General features: G+C 67.8%; 16 protein-coding genes and 1 pseudogene. 10 read left to right on the forward strand and 7 right to left on the reverse strand.

The window, feature by feature from the left end; translation table 11 throughout:
* Positions 1-19: 19 nt before the first annotated feature.
* Complete coding sequence (locus ACZ50Z_RS10655; protein ID WP_464483516.1) at positions 20-1,477, reverse strand: serine/threonine-protein kinase; 1,458 nt, start codon at positions 1,475-1,477, stop codon at positions 20-22.
* A 216-nt stretch (positions 1,478-1,693) separates the two neighbouring features.
* Here ACZ50Z_RS10655 and ACZ50Z_RS10660 point away from each other — a divergent pair, with 216 nt between their 5' ends.
* On the forward strand, positions 1,694-3,079 hold the full coding sequence (locus tag ACZ50Z_RS10660) for an FAD-binding oxidoreductase (RefSeq protein ID WP_464483517.1): 1,386 nt from the start codon (positions 1,694-1,696) through the stop codon (positions 3,077-3,079).
* Here ACZ50Z_RS10660 and ACZ50Z_RS10665 read toward each other — a convergent pair whose 3' ends face one another.
* Positions 3,080-3,481, reverse strand: a complete 402-nt coding sequence (locus ACZ50Z_RS10665) for a nitroreductase family deazaflavin-dependent oxidoreductase (RefSeq protein WP_464483518.1) — start codon at positions 3,479-3,481, stop codon at positions 3,080-3,082.
* 85 nt (positions 3,482-3,566) lie between these two features.
* On the opposite strand from ACZ50Z_RS10665, the gene ACZ50Z_RS10670 reads away from it, so the two are divergent.
* Positions 3,567-4,148, forward strand: a complete 582-nt coding sequence (locus tag ACZ50Z_RS10670) for a TetR/AcrR family transcriptional regulator (RefSeq protein WP_464483519.1) — start codon at positions 3,567-3,569, stop codon at positions 4,146-4,148.
* 99 nt (positions 4,149-4,247) lie between these two features.
* Here the strand turns inward: ACZ50Z_RS10670 and ACZ50Z_RS10675 are convergent, their stop codons facing one another.
* Complete coding sequence (locus ACZ50Z_RS10675; protein ID WP_464483520.1) at positions 4,248-4,913, reverse strand: TetR/AcrR family transcriptional regulator; 666 nt, start codon at positions 4,911-4,913, stop codon at positions 4,248-4,250.
* Positions 4,914-5,021: 108 nt separating this feature from the next.
* On the opposite strand from ACZ50Z_RS10675, the gene ACZ50Z_RS10680 reads away from it, so the two are divergent.
* Positions 5,022-6,335 (forward strand): cytochrome P450, encoded by a 1,314-nt coding sequence (locus ACZ50Z_RS10680; RefSeq protein WP_464483521.1) that lies wholly within the window; start codon positions 5,022-5,024, stop codon positions 6,333-6,335.
* A 15-nt stretch (positions 6,336-6,350) separates the two neighbouring features.
* On the forward strand, positions 6,351-6,761 hold the full coding sequence (locus ACZ50Z_RS10685) for a nitroreductase family deazaflavin-dependent oxidoreductase (RefSeq protein ID WP_464483522.1): 411 nt from the start codon (positions 6,351-6,353) through the stop codon (positions 6,759-6,761).
* Between the two features lie 5 nt (positions 6,762-6,766).
* Here the strand turns inward: ACZ50Z_RS10685 and trxB are convergent, their stop codons facing one another.
* Complete coding sequence (gene trxB, locus ACZ50Z_RS10690) at positions 6,767-7,759, reverse strand: thioredoxin-disulfide reductase (protein WP_464483523.1); 993 nt, start codon at positions 7,757-7,759, stop codon at positions 6,767-6,769.
* A 301-nt stretch (positions 7,760-8,060) separates the two neighbouring features.
* Between trxB and ACZ50Z_RS10695 the strand changes: the two genes are divergently transcribed.
* Both ACZ50Z_RS10695 and ACZ50Z_RS10700 read left to right on the forward strand, forming a co-directional pair.
* Positions 8,061-9,728, forward strand: a complete 1,668-nt coding sequence (locus ACZ50Z_RS10695; protein ID WP_464483524.1) for a nitrite/sulfite reductase — start codon at positions 8,061-8,063, stop codon at positions 9,726-9,728.
* The gene (locus ACZ50Z_RS10700; protein WP_464483525.1) at positions 9,725-10,441 is read left to right on the forward strand and encodes a sirohydrochlorin chelatase; all 717 of its coding nucleotides are present in this window, start codon (positions 9,725-9,727) and stop codon (positions 10,439-10,441) included. Before ACZ50Z_RS10695 ends, ACZ50Z_RS10700 begins: the two co-directional genes overlap by 4 nt.
* 20 nt (positions 10,442-10,461) lie before the next feature.
* Here the strand turns inward: ACZ50Z_RS10700 and ACZ50Z_RS10705 are convergent, their stop codons facing one another.
* A complete protein-coding gene (locus tag ACZ50Z_RS10705; RefSeq protein WP_464483526.1) occupies positions 10,462-11,403 on the reverse strand; it encodes a LysR family transcriptional regulator in 942 nt (313 codons plus the stop codon).
* A gap of 223 nt (positions 11,404-11,626) precedes the next feature.
* On the opposite strand from ACZ50Z_RS10705, the gene fdxA reads away from it, so the two are divergent.
* Positions 11,627-11,953 carry a ferredoxin gene (fdxA, locus tag ACZ50Z_RS10710; protein ID WP_067176317.1) on the forward strand — a complete coding sequence of 109 codons (327 nt, stop codon included), beginning with the start codon at positions 11,627-11,629 and terminating at the stop codon, positions 11,951-11,953.
* A 7-nt stretch (positions 11,954-11,960) separates the two neighbouring features.
* Here the strand turns inward: fdxA and ACZ50Z_RS10715 are convergent, their stop codons facing one another.
* Positions 11,961-12,317: a type II toxin-antitoxin system HicB family antitoxin gene (locus ACZ50Z_RS10715; RefSeq protein ID WP_464483527.1), complete on the reverse strand. Its 357-nt coding sequence runs from the start codon at positions 12,315-12,317 to the stop codon at positions 11,961-11,963.
* 259 nt (positions 12,318-12,576) lie between these two features.
* Here ACZ50Z_RS10715 and ACZ50Z_RS10720 point away from each other — a divergent pair, with 259 nt between their 5' ends.
* Positions 12,577-13,851 (forward strand): alpha/beta hydrolase fold domain-containing protein, encoded by a 1,275-nt coding sequence (locus ACZ50Z_RS10720; RefSeq protein WP_464483528.1) that lies wholly within the window; start codon positions 12,577-12,579, stop codon positions 13,849-13,851.
* 19 nt (positions 13,852-13,870) lie between these two features.
* Here the strand turns inward: ACZ50Z_RS10720 and ACZ50Z_RS10725 are convergent, their stop codons facing one another.
* Positions 13,871-14,305 (reverse strand): protease inhibitor I42 family protein, encoded by a 435-nt coding sequence (locus ACZ50Z_RS10725; RefSeq protein WP_464483529.1) that lies wholly within the window; start codon positions 14,303-14,305, stop codon positions 13,871-13,873.
* Between the two features lie 91 nt (positions 14,306-14,396).
* On the opposite strand from ACZ50Z_RS10725, the gene ACZ50Z_RS10730 reads away from it, so the two are divergent.
* Both ACZ50Z_RS10730 and ACZ50Z_RS10735 read left to right on the forward strand, forming a co-directional pair.
* The gene (locus ACZ50Z_RS10730) at positions 14,397-16,004 is read left to right on the forward strand and encodes a Na+/H+ antiporter (RefSeq protein ID WP_464483530.1); all 1,608 of its coding nucleotides are present in this window, start codon (positions 14,397-14,399) and stop codon (positions 16,002-16,004) included.
* A gap of 33 nt (positions 16,005-16,037) precedes the next feature.
* Positions 16,038-17,220: pseudogene (locus ACZ50Z_RS10735) on the forward strand (AAA family ATPase).
* Positions 17,221-17,234: the final 14 nt, after the last annotated feature.

Raw genomic sequence — 17,234 nt, forward strand, 5'->3', positions numbered from 1 at the left:
AACCACGCGCCCCTGGCGATTACGACGCCGTCGCGAACTGCAGCACAGGCTCCGCGGAATCGACGTGCCCGTAGCTGATGATCCGCAGCCGGTACGGACGCACCTCGTAGACGACGCCGTCGACCGGATTGGTGACGTCGAATCCGTCCCCGACCCGCGAAGCATTCGAGAGCTCGATGTGGGCGCCGTCGCGAATCCGCTCGCCGCGGTAGTAGTAAGTCCCGCTGAGGTTTTCGCACACCACCGCCAGCGACTTGGCCGTCCGGACCACGGCGGCCGGCGGATTGCCCGGGTCGCAGCGGGCCGTCTCGCCGACGAACCCTAACCCGTCGGCGCCCTTCACCGGACGCGACAATGTCGGCGTCAACGGTGGCGGCGGAGACGTGGCCGACGGCAAAGCCTTGACCGAAGACGGCGGCGGGGACGCCGCATTGTGGTGATGCGTTCCCACCACGGATTTCGCCGACAACACCAGCCCGGCGATCAACATCACCGCGGCCACCGCGCTCACCACCAAAGGCGTGCGCCCGACACTCCAACGACGCGCCGGAGCAGACGAAAGCTCGGAACCGGAGTCGGCATCCGGAAGAGTGACCGCCTGGAACGGCCGGGTGCGCGGCAGCGGAAGTTGGCCGCCCCCAACGGAAACCGGTTCATAGGCCGCGAACACAGCTTCGCTGGCGGCTCGGGCCAGTGAGCCGGCCGAATCAAATCGCGCCGTGCGCTGTTTGGCCATGCCCCGGGTGATGATGTCGTCGTAGTCGCGGCCGACACCGCGGCGCATGATGCTCGGCCGCGGCGCCGGCGACAGCAGGTGCGCGCTCTTCAACTCCCCCGCGTCCTCGGCTTCGAACGGCGGCTGGCCGGTGAGGCACTCGTAGAGCACGCATGCCAGCGAGTAGACGTCGGTCTGCGACCCGATGCGTCCGGTGGTGAATCGCTCGGGCGCCATGTAGGTCCGCGAAATATGCTCGTCGCCTGCGGCTTCGGCGATGCCGAAGTCGGCGAGGTAGGTGAAGTGGTCGTGGGTGAGCAGGATGTTTTCGGGCTTGACGTCCAGGTGCACCAACCCACCAGCGTGCGCGGCGTCCAGGGCGCGCGCCACCTGCGCGGTGATCGACGCCGCGCGCGAGGGTTCCAGCGCGCCCTGCTCGCGCAGCAGGTCCTTGAGGCTACCCCCGTCGTCGACCAGGTGCATGTCGATGAAGGGCGCCCCGTCGATCTCGCCGAAGTCATGCAGCGGCAGGACGTGCGGCTCCTGCAGCCGCGTCACCTTGCGGCATTCACGCCAAAGCCGTTGCTGGAAGCCAGGGTCCGCGGCCGTCTCGCCACGTAACAGCTTGAGCGCGACCATCCGGTCCTTAACCGTGTCGTAGGCCCGATAGACCTCGCCCAGTCCCCCGGTGCCGATCAGTGATCGCAGCTCATACGGCCCGAACCGGGTACCGAGCCGCGAACCGCGGGACGAGGAGGCCACTGCGCAATCCTTCCGCAACGTCGGAGACAGTCCAGCCCGCGTGTTCCCGAATCGGGCGACGACATAACGTGCGCAGGCTCACGCGTGTCGTAACCGCATGGCACCACGGCCGGCAGTTATGGTCCCCCGCCGCACTGCATGAAACCGCGCCAGCCCCACCCTAGCGGCACCGATACAGTGAGCTTCTGTCCGACGCGGGAGAAGGTGGGGCCTTCGATGACCGACATGACGGCGCAGTTCGCGCAGATCGTCGGAGCGCACAACGTGCTCACCGGTGACGCCATTTCCGAGGACTACGCGCACGACGAGGTCTTGACGACGCCCCCGCAGAAGCCGGCGTACCTGGCCAAGCCGGCGAGCGCCGACGAGGTCGCCCGGCTGCTCAAAGTTGCCTCGGACACCCGCGTGCCGGTGACGGCCCGCGGCTCGGGGACCGGCCTGTCGGGCGCGGCGGTCCCGCGGGCCGACGGGCTGCTGATCTCCTTCGAGCGCATGAACGCCGTGCTGGAGGTCGACGTCACCAACCAGGTCGCCGTCGTCCAACCCGGCGTGACGCTCACCGAGCTGGACGCCGCGACGGCCGGCACCGGGCTGCGCTACATGGTCCACCCGGGCGAGCTGTCCTCCAGCGTCGGCGGCAACGTCGGCACCAACGCCGGGGGCATGCGCGCGGTCAAGTACGGCATCGCCCGCCACAACGTGCTCGGATTGCAGGCCGCGTTGCCCACCGGCGAGCTCATCCGCACCGGCGGCAAGATCGCCAAGGTTTCCACCGGCTACGACCTGACCCAGCTCATCGTCGGCTCCGAGGGCACCCTCGCGCTGGCCACCGAGGTGATCGTCAAGCTGCATCCGCGGCTCGACCACAGCGCCACCGTGCTCGCGCCGTTCGTCGACTTCGACCAGGTCATGCAGGCGGTGCCCAGGATCCTGCTCAGCGGCCTGGCGCCCTACATCCTGGAATACGTCGACAACGTGACGATGGCCGCGCTCGTCCACACCCAGAACCTGGAGCTCGGGGTTCCCGACGACGTCCGCGACAGCTGTCAGGCCTATCTCGTTGTGGCCCTTGAGAACCGGAGCGCCGACCGGCTGGACGAGGATGTCGAGACGACGGGTGAGCTGCTCGCCGAGCTGGGTGCGGTGGACGCCTATGTGCTCGACGGCGGCGCGGCGCGCAAGCTGATCGAGGCGCGGGAGAAGGCGTTTTGGACGCTCAAGGCGCTCAACGCCGACGACCTCATCGACACCGTCGTGCCGCGCGGCGCGATGCCGAAGTTTTTGAGTGCCGCGCGTGAAATGGCCGTTGCGGCCGGCGGAGCCGCGGCGGGCTGCGGGCACGCCGGCGACGGCAACGTGCACCTGGCCATCTTCTGCCCGGACGCGACGGCACGAAAGAAGTTGTTGACCGACATCTTCGCGCTGGCAATGGAATTGGGCGGGGCGATCTCCGGCGAGCACGGGCTCGGCCGCGCCAAGACCGCGTACTTCGTGGAGCTCGAGGACCCGGTCAAGGTGGATCTGATGCGCCGCATCAAGGCCGGCTTCGACCCGGCGGGGATCCTCAACCCCGACGTGGTGTTTGCGTCGGGCGGCGGGTAATCAACGCGCCGTGGCCAATTGGCTCACGATGTCGAGCCGAAGGAAATCCGGCGCCTTGATCACCCTGCGCAGCATGAACCGGATGAACGCCGGCATGTCGGTCGCCTTGTCGTCGTGGAAGACGACGGGCGCGCCGAGCTGGTAGCGCCGCCGCCGGGTCTGTAGTTCGCAGCCCCCCGCGGCGAGGACATTGCGCACCCAATCCGTTTCGGGACCGTAGGTCAACGCGATCACAAATCCGTTGTGGCGGCGAAAGACCCACAGCGGCGTGCGGAAGGTGCGCCCCGATTTGCGCCCGCGATGGACGACGACTCCCCATCCCGGCGCCCAGGGGGCGATGAACTTGGTGAACCGATTGAGCCCGATCTTGTTGGCCCGGGCAACCCATCGCGGTGCTGGCATCTCCTTAACTCCTCACTTGGGGAATTTATGCTTCCAGGCTAAAGCGCGGGCATGCGGAAGTCAACGACTGTAGAGTTTCTGGACTGTGCCCCCCATTGGACGACGCCCGGGCAACCCCGACACCCGGAACGCCATCGTGTCGACCGCTCGACGGCTGTTCGCCGATTCCGGCTACGACAAGACCTCGGTCCGCGACATCGCCGCCGCCGCCGGCGTGGACCCGGCGCTGATCCGGCACTATTTCGGCAGCAAGGCCGAGCTGTTCCGGTCCACGATGGGGTGGCCATTTGACCCGGCCGACATCGGCGAGCGCATCGCCGGCAGCAATCGCAAGCAAATCGGCGAGCGCCTGACGCGAGTGTTCTTCACGGCATGGGAGCAGCCGGACTCCCGCGCCTCCCTACTGGCGATCCTGCGGGGCGCCGCCACCCACGACGAGTCGGCCGCTTTGGTGGGCCAGTTCATTGCGGGCCAGCTGTATCCGCAGATGGCCAAGCTGCTGGAGGGGTCGGACACCGAACTGCGCGTCGATCTGGCCATGGCCCAACTCCTGGGCATCGCCTACCTGCGCCACGTCCTTCAGGTCGAGCCGATCGCGTCCGCTCCGGTGGACGAACTCATCGCGCGGGTGGCGCCGGTCGTCACCGCCCACCTCACGTCGCGTTAGACGACACGGAAGTGACTGGGCCGTCGCGTAATTCGGCGCCGCCGCGCGGAGAGACGAAAGTGGCGCATGGGCCCCACCAGCCGGACCCAAAACAACCGACTAACTGGGCCCGGTGACCATCGGCATCAGGTAGTTGCGCACATAGGTGCGCGTGTCGTCGATGGTGGCCAGGTTGATGCCGGTGTGCGGCGTGACGATGAACGACAACGTCAGCCGGGTATGCAGTTCCGCGACGGTGCGCAGGTGGCGCTCTTGGGCCGCAGTGGTTTTCGACGTGCCGTGCAGCTCGGCGCGCAGCAGCCGCATGGCGTGCTCGGTGGCGTAGTCGAGAATCGCGCCCGCGTCGATGGTCAGACTGGGCAAAATCGTTTCGGGCTCGGTGCGCAGCAGCTTTTTGAGCAGGGCGTGTTCGCGCATGAACGTCACCGAGAACACCGTGCTGTGGACCATGCGGTCTTCGAGCGTCGCGCCCTGCGCCCAGGCCTGCGCGTCGCCCTCGAGGAAACGGCGCGCTTCGGCGAGCACGACGGCATCGACGAGTGCCGCCTTGGTCGGGAAACGCCGATAAAGGGTCGCGCGCCCGACGCCGCTACGCCGCGCGACGTCTTCCATGGTGATGCGGCGCATTCCCACCAGTTCGGCCTGCTCGATGGTGGCGGCCAGGATGCGGGCGGTGATCTCGTCGGGACTGACGACCTGGGCTAGGACGACGGGATCGGGCTCGGTGAGTCGCCGCACGAACTCCGCCGTTCGCGTCGAGGTCATCGATCCCTCCTTGCCCGTTCGTCACGGTCGTCGTATCGTTGCCGTCGAAGCATATGAGACATTGAGAGTCTCATTGTATCGCACGTTCCACGAGAGGTTGGGATCGTTATGCGTGTCGGACTGCGGGCCCGGTGGGCAGCCATGCACGGGGTACCGCGGGCATACTTCGCCGTTCAGGCCCGCCGTGGCGACCCTTTGGCCCGACTGCTGCGTACCGCCACCCCGGGTGAGGACCGGTATGCGCTGATGGAGGAGATCCGGGCGCGCGGGCCGGTGGTGCGCTCCCCGTTCGTGTGGGCCAGTGTCGACCATGCGGTGTGTCGACAAATACTGCGAGACAAGCGCTTTGGCGTCACGGCGCCCTCCGAGATGGAATTGCCACGGCCCCTGAAGGCGCTCATCGCCAAAACCGACCCCGGCGTTGCCAACCCGGTGGAACCGCCCGCCATGGTGATCGTCAATCCGCCCGATCACACGCGTTATCGCCAGCTGGTGGCACAAAGCTTTACTCCCCGCGCCATTGACTCGCTGGATACCCGGGTCGCCGAGGTGACCATGGACCGGATCGAACGCATTGCGGTCACCCCGCAGCCCGATTTGATCGCCGACTTCGCGACGCAACTGCCGGTCGCCATCATCGCCGAAATCCTTGGCCTTCCCGTTGATTCCTATCCCCGCATGCTGGCGTGGGGTCGCAGCGGCTCTCCGCTGCTGGATATCGGGATCGACTGGAAGACCTACCGCAACGCCATCGACGGCCTACGCGGCGCCGACGACTACCTGCTTGAGCACTTCCACAAACTGCGCGCCGAAAATCGAAGCGACAATCCCTTTGGCCGCATGGTCGCCGACGGCTCACTGACCGACCGCGAGCTCACCGCCAACGCCGCGTTGATCGTCGGAGCGGGCTTCGAGACGACAGTGAATCTGATCGGCAACGGCATCGTCCTGCTGCTGCAGCACCCCGAGCAGTTGGCCCTGCTGCACGACAATCCGGGCCTGTGGCCCGCGGCCGTCGAGGAGATCCTGCGGCTCGCCAGCCCCGTCCAGATGACCGCACGCACCCCGAGCTGCGACGTCGAAATCGCCGGGGCCCACATCGCCGCCGGCGACATGGTCGGGCTGTTCCTCGGCGGGGCCAACCGCGATCCGAAAACGTTCGCGGACCCAACCACTTTCGATATCACCCGGCCCAACGCGCGCGACCATTTGGCCTTCGCGTCCGGAATCCACGCCTGTCTCGGTGCCGCGCTGGCCCGCATCGAGGGTGCGACCGCACTGCGCGCACTCTTCGAGAGCTTTCCGGATCTGCGCCTCGCCGCGCCGCCACAGCGGCGCGAGCTGATCAACTTGCACGGCTACCTTCGACTGCCGGCCCAACTCGGCGGCCGCAGAACAACTTCCGCCATACTGCCCGTCTAAATCTCAGGAGTCCTCATGTCCCCCAAGGATCACCCCAACAGCGCTCCTGGCCTGCCGATGCTCTTTCCATCGTGGATCGACCGGTTGCAGATGAAGTACATGAACCCGGTCATGCGAAAGGCGGCGCGCTATCTGCCGACGTTCGTCGTGGTCAACCATCGCGGCCGCAAGTCCGGCAAGCCGTATCGGACCGTGGTGAACGCGTATCGCAAAGGCAATACCCTCACGATCCTGTTGGGCCACGGCAAGACTGACTGGGTCAAGAACCTGCTGGCCGCGGGTGAGGCGGATCTGCAGGTCCGCAATCGCGACGTGCACATCACCAATCTGCGGGTGCTACCCACCGGCGCCGACGGTGACGGACTGCCGTTTATCGCGCGGCTGGGCCTGCGCCGGATGGGTGTCCTGGTCGCCGACGTCGCCTGAAACCTTCAGTTACGCAACGACTGTCGACCTATAGCCGGTGTGACGGAGGCGTCGACGTCGGTTTCCTCGTGGTCGGCGAGCCAGCGTTCGGCGTCGATGGCGGCCGAACAACCGCTGCCGGCCGCGGTCACGGCTTGGCGGTAGGTGCGATCCACCAGATCCCCAGCGGCAAACACCCCCTCAATCGAGGTACTGGTGGTACGACCCTGCACCAGCACATAACCGTCGGGATCGGTCTCGAGCACCTCGCGCACCAACTCCGAACGCGGGTCATGCCCGATCGCCACGAACACCCCGCTCACCGCCAACGTCGACTCTTTACCGGTCACCGTGTCGCGCAACCGCAACCCCGTCACCGTCTGGGCACCCTCGACCGCCTCGACCGCCTTGTTGGTCACAAACGTGATCTTCTCGTTGGCCCTCGCCCGTTCCAGCATGATCCGCGAGGCCCGGAATTCCTCACGCCGGTGCACCAGGGTGACGCTGCGGGCAAAGCGGGTCAAAAACGTGGCCTCCTCCATCGCCGAATCCCCACCCCCGATCACCGCGATGTCTTGATCTTTGAAAAAGAACCCATCACACGTGGCACACGAGGACACCCCGCGACCTAACAGCTCCTGCTCGCCGGGCACCCCCAAATACCGGGCCGCAGCACCCATCGCCAAAATGACCGCCCGCCCCCGAACCGTCTCACCCTCGCTGGTGGTCACGCTCTTGATCGGACCATCCAACGACACGGATTCGACGTCTTCCATCCGCAGATCAGCCCCAAAGCGCAGCGCCTGCTCACGCATCTGATCCATCAACTCCGGGCCCATGATCCCCTCACGAAACCCCGGGTAGTTCTCCACCTCAGTGGTCGTCATCAACGCCCCACCAAACGACGTCCCCTCAAACACCACCGGCGCCAACTGCGCCCGCGCCGTATACAACGCCGCGGTATACCCCGCAGGACCCGAACCAATAATGATCACGTCGTGGACGTCGGAGGTGCTCATAAGCGGCCACATTACTGCGCATCCGGTAACCGCCGACCCAATCCCTCTGGCCGCCAAGGCAAAGACGTGAAACAGCGCACACAACGCGTGGTTGTGCCTTCACAACACATGACCTCTACTGACACACCCGCCAGAAGTGCACTATGGAAATCGCGACCCGTGGGTCCAAAGACGAACCTGCGGGTGCCTACAGACCCAACATCATCGCGATGCCGCGGCCCGGCAGCAAGAAGGTCCGCCAAGCCCGCCGTGTGGCCGCACAACCGCCACAATGCGCCGCCGCGAGGAATGAGAACGCCACATGACCACCGCACGTCCCGTCAAGACCCGCAACGAGGGTCAGTGGGCGCTGGGGGATCGCGAACCCCTCAACGACACCGAGAAGATCAAGAACGACGACGGCCCGCTGAACGTCCGAGACCGCATCATCAACGTCTACTCCAAGCAGGGTTTCGACAGCATCGACAAGTCCGATCTGCGCGGACGGTTCCGCTGGATGGGCCTCTACACCCAACGCGAGCAGGGCTACGACGGCAGCTGGACCGGCGACGAGAACACCGACAAGATCGAAGCCAAGTACTTCATGATGCGGGTCCGTTCCGACGGCAAGGCGATGACCGCGCACACGATGCGCACGCTCGGCCAGATCTCGACCGAATTCGCCCGCGACACCGCCGACATCAGCGACCGGGAAAACCTGCAATTGCACTGGGTCCGCATCGAGGACGTCCCCGAGATCTGGCGCCGGCTCGACTCCGTCGGGTTGCAGACCACCGAGGCGTGCGGCGACTGCCCGCGCGGTATCCACGGTTCGCCGCTGGCCGGCGACTCGCTCGACGAGGTGCTCGACCCGTCGTCCGCGATCGACGAGATCGTCCGCCGCTCGCTGGGTAATCCCGAGTACGCGAACCTGCCGCGCAAGTACAAGACCGCGGTCTCCGGTTTGCAGGACGTCTCGCACGAGACGCACGACATCGCGTTCGTCGGCGTCGAGCACCCCGAGCACGGGCCCGGCCTGGACCTGTGGGTGGGCGGCGGCCTGTCGACCAACCCGATGCTGGCCCAGCGCCTCGGCGTCTGGGTTCCGCTGAGCGAGGTGCCCGACGTCTGGGAGGCCGTCACCCAGCTGTTCCGCGACTACGGCTACCGGCGGCTGCGCGCCAAGGCCCGGCTGAAGTTCCTGGTCAAGGACTGGGGCGTGGAGAAGTTCCGTGAGGTCCTCGAAGAGGAATACCTCAACCGTCGGCTGATCGACGGCCCGGCGCCCACACCGGTCAAGCACACGATCGACCACGTCGGCGTGCAGCGAATCAAGAACGGCCTCAACGCCGTTGGCGTCGCGCCGATCGCCGGCCGCGTGTCGGGCAGCACCCTGTCGGCCGTGGCCGACCTGATGGAGAAGGCCGGCTCCGACCGCGCACGCTGGACCCCGTTCCAGAAGCTGGTCATCCTCGACGTGGCCGACGACAAGGTCGACGAGTTGGTCGCGGGCCTGGACGCGCTTGGCCTGCCGTCGCGGCCGTCGTCATGGCGCAAGAACACCATGGCGTGCACGGGAATTGAGTACTGCAAGCTGTCGTTCGCCGAGACCCGGGTGCGCACCCAGACTCTGGTGCCCGAGCTCGAGCAGCGCTTGGCCGACGTCGAGTCCCGGCTGGACGCGCCGATCAGCGTGCATCTCAACGGATGCCCGAACTCGTGCGCCCGAATCCAGGTCGCCGACATCGGCTTCAAGGGCCAGTGGATCGACAACGGCGACGGCAATTCGGTCGAGGGCTTCCAAGTGCATCTGGGCGGCGGGCTGGGCGAGCAGAGCGGCTTCGGCCGAAAACTGCGCCAGCACAAGGTCACCAGCGACGAGCTGGGCGACTACATCGACCGCGTGACCCGCAAGTACCTCGAAAAGCGCGACAGCGGTGAGGCTTTCGCGTCGTGGGCGCTGCGTGCCGACGAAGAAGACCTGCGGTGAGCGCTCTCGTCCTCACCGCGCACGGCAGCCGCGACCCCCGGTCGGGCGCCAACGCCGAAGCCGTGGCCGGGCGGCTGAGGGAAATGCGGCCCGACCTCGACGTGCGGCTGGCGTTCCTCGAGCTCAACACCCCGAACTTCGTCGACGTGCTGGCCGGGCTGCCCGACAGCCGCCGGGCCGTGGTCGCCCCGTTGCTGTTGGCCAGCGCGTATCACGCGCGCCTCGACATCCCCGAGCAGATCGCCCGCGCCGGCGCCCAGGGCATCCGGCAGTCCGACGTGCTCGGCGAGGACGACCGGCTGATCAGCGTCCTGCGCGAGCGTCTCGCCGAGGTCGGCGTGTCCCCGGACGACGACGATCTCGGGGTGATGGTCGTCGCGATCGGTTCGTCGAACCTGGCCGCCAACGCGCGCACCGCCAAGGTGGCGTCCCGGCTGGCCGCCGGCACCCGATGGGCGGGTGCCGCAACGGCGTTCGCCACCCGGCCCGAGGCGTCGGTGGCCCGCGCCGCCGACCAGTTGCACCGCCGCGGCGCGCGCCGGCTGGTGATCGCGCCGTGGTTCCTGGCGCCGGGATTCATCACCGACGGCGTGTCAACCTTCGCCCGCGACAACGACATTCGGATGGCCGAGCCGCTGGGTGCGCACCGGCTGGTGGCCGAGACCGTGCTGGATCGCTACGACGAGGCGCTGGCGGCCGACGCCGCGGCCTGAGCCCGGCCCCGGTGCAGGTTCTATGCCGTTGTGCGGCTGATGATGTGACTCAACAGGTCGCGGATCGCCCCGGCCGGCGGGGTGCGCCCGCCGACCCAGATGGCCCGAAACTTGCGCCGCAGATCCAATTTGGGGATGTGGGCCGCGTGCAGGCGACCCACCGCCAGGTCGTCGGCCACCGCTAGCCGGCTCATGGCTGCCGGACCCGCGCCGGCGAGGACGGCGGCGCGCATCGCCGCCGCGGACGTCAATTCCAGCACGGGCGGGGCTTGTTGCATGCCCTCACCGAGCACCTGACGCAACGCCGCGGCCAGCGAATCGCGGATGCCCGAATGGAGTTCGCGGGAGACCAGCGGCGTCTGCGCGAGTTCGCGTGCGGTCACGATCCGCGACCGTCGGGCCCACTTATGGTCGGGCGGCACGACGATCACCAGCTCGTCCTCCCCCACCACGCAGCTGCCCAAACCCTTTGGCGTTCCGGGGTTTTCGATGAACCCGAGGTCGGCGGTGCCGTCGCGGACCGAGGCGATGGCGTGGTCGCTGTTGGTGGCGGTCAGAATCACCTGCGGCGCGGTGTCGCCGCGCCGCGCCGCATCGGCCTGCAGCGACAGCAGCCAGTGCGGCATGAGTTGTTCGGAGATGGTCTGGCTGGCCGACACCCGGATGCGTTCGCGCCCCTCCTTGCGCAGCGAGCCCAGCCCGGCATCCACCTCCTGGGCGACTTCGAGCAGGCGGGTCGCCCAGTCCGCGACGATCAGGCCCGCGGGCGTCAGCTGGGAGCCGCGCGTGGTCCGGACGGCCAGGGTGACGCCGATCTGGGCCTCCATGGTGGCCAGGCGACGCGAGATCGCCTGCTGCGTCAGCCCGAGTTCGCGGGCGGCGCGGCCGAGGCTACCCGTCTCGGCGATCGCCAAAAACGCCTCGAACGAGGCCAGTTCGGGCAGCCGGGGGCTGAGTGGCATGGTCGACGGCTCACAATCAAATCGTGTGACCACAACTATAGCTTGTGACACCACAACGCCAAACCTCTACTCATGCCCCGCCCGGGCCGGAACCATGGGGACATTGCCGCCCGAAAGGGCCGGTGAGCCGCGCGGACGCGACCGCGCTAAATTAGCCAGCCTGACCGAGTTGCTGCGGCCCGCAGCCGGCTGACCCCGCTAGCCAGACGGAAGGACAACATTCGTGGCCTACGTGATCGCCGAACCCTGCGTCGACATCAAGGACAAGGCATGCATCGAGGAATGCCCCGTCGACTGCATCTACGAGGGCGCCCGGATGCTCTACATCCACCCCGACGAGTGCGTGGACTGCGGCGCCTGCGAGCCGGTGTGCCCGGTCGAGTCCATCTTCTACGAGGACGACCTGCCCGACGAGCACAGCGGCTACCTGCAGATCAACGCGGACTTCTTCACCGAGCTCGGCTCGCCCGGCGGAGCGGCGAAGGTCGGGCTGACCGAGAACGACCCCGCACCGGTGAAGAGCCTGGAGAGCAGAGCCGAGGCGTCGTAGCCGCTCGCTAGTCCCACCCGGACAGGCCGAACGTGTCGCTGGGGCGCCGCCCGGCGAGTTTCTGAACGACCCACTGGTTCATCGACACTCCCTGCTCGGCGGCTTCCACGGCCAGGCGGCCATGCAGCTCCGGGGACGTTCGGACGACGATCGTGCCGCTGTAGTTTCGGTCCGCCATCGCGAGCGGTGGCGTTTCGCCGCACGCCAGCATGGCCTGGACATGCCGGTCGACGGCCTCCTCGATCTCGACCATCGCCTCCGGTGCCGTGCGGCCCTCGCGCCGCATGAACGGCAACTCGACGCACGACGCGTCGTATCGGTCGTAGTGCCGTGACCAGGCGACGCGGTAGGTGTAGTGGTTCACGCCGGGTTGATAGCACGGGCGCTATTAAATCGGCGAGTCACATATCCCCACCCGGAGAGCTGGGCGGGCGGCGGGACCTTGGCGTGGGCGGGTGTCGGGACCAGGCCTGCGCGGGCGCCGGGACCGGGCTGGCGGGGGCGTCGGAACCGCGCGGCCGCGACCGGTGCGACCGGACCGCCCTCTCTTCAGACCATTACCGCCTTCCCAAATCCGCTAGCACCGGCGCTATTGAAAACCAGACGTTTCGTAAGGTGAGGCAATGCGGACAGCTCGAATCATCCACCTCACCCGGCAGATCGGCTCGCTGGTGGTCACCGCGGTGACCGCGGCGTCCACGCTCAACGCCTACCGCCCGCTCGCGCGCGGCGGCTACCCGTCGCTGTACTCCTGGATGGTCGGGCTCGCCGTCACCGAATTGCCGCTGCAGACATTGATCAGCCAGCTCGGCGGCCTGGCCCTGACGGCACGACGCCTGACGCGGCCCGTGCGCATCGCGGCCTGGCTGGTCGCCGGTCTCTCGGCGGTGGGCCTGCTGAACCTGTCCCGCGCGGGCCATCGCGCCAACGTGCCGCTGACCGAGGCGCTGGACGGCGGGCTGGGACCTGACCGGCTGACCGAGTCGGCCAGCCTGTGGCGCCGCCCGTCCGGCGGCGGCACCGCCAAGACACCGGGACTGCTGCGGATGCTTCGGATCTACCGCGACTACGCCCACGACTCCAACATCAGCTACGGCGAATTCGGCGGCGCCAACCACCTCGACATCTGGCGACGCCCCGACCTCGACCCGGCCGGCAAGGCCCCGGTCCTGTTCCAGATCCCCGGCGGCGCCTGGACGACGGGAAACAAACGCGGACAAGCCCATCCGTTGATGAGCCACCTCGCCGAGCTCGGCTGGATCTGCGTGGCGATCAACTACCGGCACAGCCCGCGCAACACCTGGCCCGACCACATCGTCGACGTCAAGCGCGCCCTCGCCTGGGTCAAACAACACATCGCCGAGTACGGCGGCGACCCCGACTTCATCGCCATCACCGGCGGTTCGGCCGGGGGCCACCTCTCGTCGTTGGCCGCGCTCACCCCCAACGACCCGCAATTCCAGCCCGGCTTCGAGGACGTCGATACCCGCGTGCAGGCGGCCGTCCCGTTCTACGGCATCTACGACTTCACCCGCTTCGACAAGACGCTGCACCCGATGATGCCGGGGCTGTTGATCAAGTCGATCATCAAACAAAAGCCCGCGACCCACCGGCAGACATTCGAAGCCGCATCACCGGTCAACCACGTCCACCCCGACGCTCCCCCGTTCTTCGTCTTGCACGGCCGCAACGACTCGCTGGCCTACGTCGAACAGGCGCGCACCTTCGTCGAAAAGCTGCGCCAGAAAAGCGCCCAGCCGGTTGTGTACGCCGAATTGCCCTACACCCAGCACGCTTTCGACATCTTCGGCTCGGTGCGCGCCGCGCACACCGCGGTGGCCGTCGAGCAATTCCTCGCCGAAATCTATGCGCGGCAGCGCCAGGTGGCCGTCGCGTAACGGCAACCGCCGCAAGGACTTAGCGCACGGTCACGTTCAGGGTGTAGACACACCCCGGTTTGGCGCTTTTCTCCACGAAGCTGGTGTACGTCGCGACGATAGTGGTGGTCCCCGGTCGCATGGCCACGAACGTCCACGTCTCGGTGCCCGGCGCCCCCAGCGCGTCGGAGGCCGGCGGCACGAACTCGTGACTGAGCTGCCTGATGATCGCCGAGTCGCCGATCTTGGTGTCGGGCGTCCACCGATAGGGCGTGGTGTAGTTCGACCCCAACTCCACGACCAACGTGTTGCCGACGTCGAGGGTGATGCTCTGGCTGATCTCGCTCTGCGTCAGCACCTCGGTCATGGGGACCTGGAGAGTCTTGGTCGACGGCGGATTCCTGGACGCAAAGTGACAGCCCACCACGGTCGACATCACGAGCACGGCGACTGTTGCCAGCAGCCTGACCTTCACCAGATCCCCCTTCAATTCCGACTCCGGAGCCTAGTACCAGACCGAACATAGGCGACGACGCGATGAACCCTGCGTACGGCAGGATGGGCTGGTGTTTGGCCTCGAACTGATCGTCGCCCTGGTGTCCACCGTCATCGTGGGCACGGTCATCGGCCGGCGCTATCGCGTGGGCCCCCCGGTACTGCTCATCCTGATGGGCGTGCTGCTGGGCCTGGTCCCCCATTTCGGTCACGTGCGGGTCAACGGCGAGATCGTGTTGCTGCTGTTCCTGCCCGCCATCCTGTACTGGGAGGGCCTGAACACCAGCTTCCGCGAGATCCGGGCCAACGCGCGCATCATCGTGTTCCTCAGCGTCGCCCTGGTGATCGCGACCGCGGTGGCGGTGTCGTGGACGGCCCGGGCGCTGGGCATGAATCCGCACGCGGCCGGCGTCCTGGGCGCGGTGCTGTCGCCCACCGACGCGGCCGCGGTGGCCGGTCTCGCGAAGAAGTTGCCGCGCCGCTCGCTGACCGTGCTCAAGGCCGAGAGTCTCATCAACGACGGCACCGCCCTGGTCCTGTTCGCCGTCAGCGTCCACGTCGCGATCGGCGGGGCCGCGATCAGCCCGCCCGAGGTGACCGCCCGGTTCATCGGCTCCTACCTCGGCGGGATCGCCGCCGGGCTGCTGGTCGGCGGCGCGGTGACGCTGCTGCGCAAGCGAATCGACGCGCCCCAGGAGGAGGGGGCGTTGAGCCTGGTGACGCCGTTCGCAGCCTTCCTGCTCGCCCAGTCGATGGAGTGCAGCGGAGTGGTCGCGGTGATGGTGTCGGCGCTGGTGCTGGCCTACGCCGGGCCCGTGGTGATCCGGGCCCGCTCGCGACTGCAGTCCTCGGCGTTCTGGGACATCGCGACCTTCCTGCTCAACGGCTCGCTGTGGGTGTTCGTCGGTGTCCAGATCCCGGGCGCGCTGCGCGGCATCGCCGGCGTCGACGGCGGAATTCGCCACGCCCTGTTTGTCGCGCTGGTGGTCACTGCCGTCGTGATCGTGTCGCGCATCTTCTGGGGCGAGATCACCACGCTGCTGATCCGGCTGATCGACCGACGGCAGGTGCAACGCGAACGCCGGGTCAACTGGCGCCAGCGCTTCGTCACCGTCTGGGCGGGGTTCCGCGGGGCGGTGTCGCTCGCCGCCGCGGTGGCCGTGCCGATGACGACGCTGAGCGGCGCGCCGTTCCCCGACCGCAGTCTGCTGATCTTCATCGTGACCGTCGTCATCATGGTGACCGTCCTGGTCCAGGGCAGCACCCTGCCGGCCGTCGTCCGCTGGGCGAAGATGCCCGAGGACGCCACCCACGCCGAGGAACTGCAATTGGCTCGGTGCCGCGGGTCCCAAGCCGCCCTGGCCGCCCTGCCCGCGGTCGCCGACGAGGTCGGCATCAGCGACGACCTGCGCCGGCGGCTGCAAACCGAATACGAGGAAAAGGCCGCCCTGGTCCTGGCCACCGAGGACGGCTCGACCGACCACCGCCTCCTCAAGGGCCGCGAGAAGGTCCGCCAGGTGCGCCTGGGCGTGCTCGAACACAAGCGCCGGGAAATCACCGCGCTGCGCAACCAGAACCTGATCGACGACATCGTGCTGCGCGAGTTGCAGAACGAGATGGATCTCGAGGAAGTGCAGCTCCTCGCCGCGGCCGTCGACGACGGCGACGAGGACGAATAGGGGCGCGTCGGTGGCCGACCGTACAGTCGGCCCATGCTGCAGACCGTCGCTATCCGCGGATATCGCTCGCTGCGCGAGGTGATCCTGCCGCTGGGCCCGCTGTCGGTGATCACCGGCGCCAACGGATCCGGCAAGTCGTCGCTGTATCGCGCGCTACGGTTGCTGGCCGATTGCGGGCGCGGCGAGGTGATCGGGTCGCTCGCCCGCGAGGGCGGGCTGCAATCGGTGCTGTGGGCCGGCCCCGAGCAGGTGGCCGGTGCTCGGCGCACCGGCAAGACCGAGGGCACCGTGCGCACCCGGCCGGCGTCGCTCGAAATGGGCTTCGCCGCCGACGATTTCGGTTACCTGGTGGATCTTGGCATCCCCCAGTCCGCCGGGAAGTCGGTGTTCGCCCGCGATCCGGAGATCAAACGGGAGCTGTTGTTCGCCGGCCCGGTGCTGCGGCCCAGCACGACGCTGGTGCGCCGGTCGCGGGTGTTCGCCGAGGCCAGCGCGGCAGACGGCCGCGGTTTTGACGAGCTGTCCCGATCGCTGCCGTCCTATCACAGCGTGCTGGCCGAATACGCCCACCCGCATGCGCTTCCCGAGTTGGCCGCGGTGCGAGAACGACTGCGCGGGTGGCGCTTCTACGACGGCTTCCGGGTCGACGACGGGGCGCCCGCGCGGCACCCGCAGGTCGGCACCCGTACCCCGGTGCTCTCCGACGACGGCAGCGACCTCGCGGCCGCGATCCAGACGATCCTCGAAGCGGGGTTCGACGACCTCAGCCGCGCGGTCGCCGAGGCGTTCGACGGCGCGACCCTCTCGGTGGCCATCCACGACGGGCTGTTCGATCTTCAGCTGCGACAGCGCGGCATGCTGCGCGCGTTGCGCGCGGCCGAATTGTCCGATGGCACACTGCGTTTCCTGCTGTGGGCCGCCGCGCTGCTCAGCCCGCAACCGCCCTCGCTGATGGTGCTCAACGAACCGGAGACCTCGCTGCATCCCGACCTGGTGGCGCCGCTGGCGTCGCTGATCCGCACCACCGCCGCGAAGACCCAGGTCGTGGTCGTCACGCATTCGCGGTCGCTGCTGGAGTTCCTGGACACGGCGCCGGCCTTGGAGGCCGCCGATGGGCAGGCGATCGAGATCGAGCTGTACAAGCACTGGGGCGAAACGCGCGTCAGCGGCCAGACGCTGATCATCGACGCCGCGGTGGGATTGGGGCGCGCGCTAGGGACTTTCGCGTGC

This window comes from Mycobacterium sp. NTMscope_MAC_269 (genome assembly GCF_976985695.1).

Coding starts and splice junctions, on each gene's coding strand:
- ACZ50Z_RS10660 (WP_464483517.1), top strand. CDS start 1,694: ATGACCGACATGACGGCGCAGTTCGCGCAGATCGTCGGAGCGCACAAC.
- ACZ50Z_RS10665 (WP_464483518.1), bottom strand. CDS start 3,481: ATGCCAGCACCGCGATGGGTTGCCCGGGCCAACAAGATCGGGCTCAAT.
- ACZ50Z_RS10675 (WP_464483520.1), bottom strand. CDS start 4,913: ATGACCTCGACGCGAACGGCGGAGTTCGTGCGGCGACTCACCGAGCCC.
- ACZ50Z_RS10680 (WP_464483521.1), top strand. CDS start 5,022: ATGCGTGTCGGACTGCGGGCCCGGTGGGCAGCCATGCACGGGGTACCG.
- ACZ50Z_RS10685 (WP_464483522.1), top strand. CDS start 6,351: ATGTCCCCCAAGGATCACCCCAACAGCGCTCCTGGCCTGCCGATGCTC.
- trxB (WP_464483523.1), bottom strand. CDS start 7,759: ATGAGCACCTCCGACGTCCACGACGTGATCATTATTGGTTCGGGTCCT.
- ACZ50Z_RS10695 (WP_464483524.1), top strand. CDS start 8,061: ATGACCACCGCACGTCCCGTCAAGACCCGCAACGAGGGTCAGTGGGCG.
- ACZ50Z_RS10705 (WP_464483526.1), bottom strand. CDS start 11,403: ATGCCACTCAGCCCCCGGCTGCCCGAACTGGCCTCGTTCGAGGCGTTT.
- ACZ50Z_RS10720 (WP_464483528.1), top strand. CDS start 12,577: ATGCGGACAGCTCGAATCATCCACCTCACCCGGCAGATCGGCTCGCTG.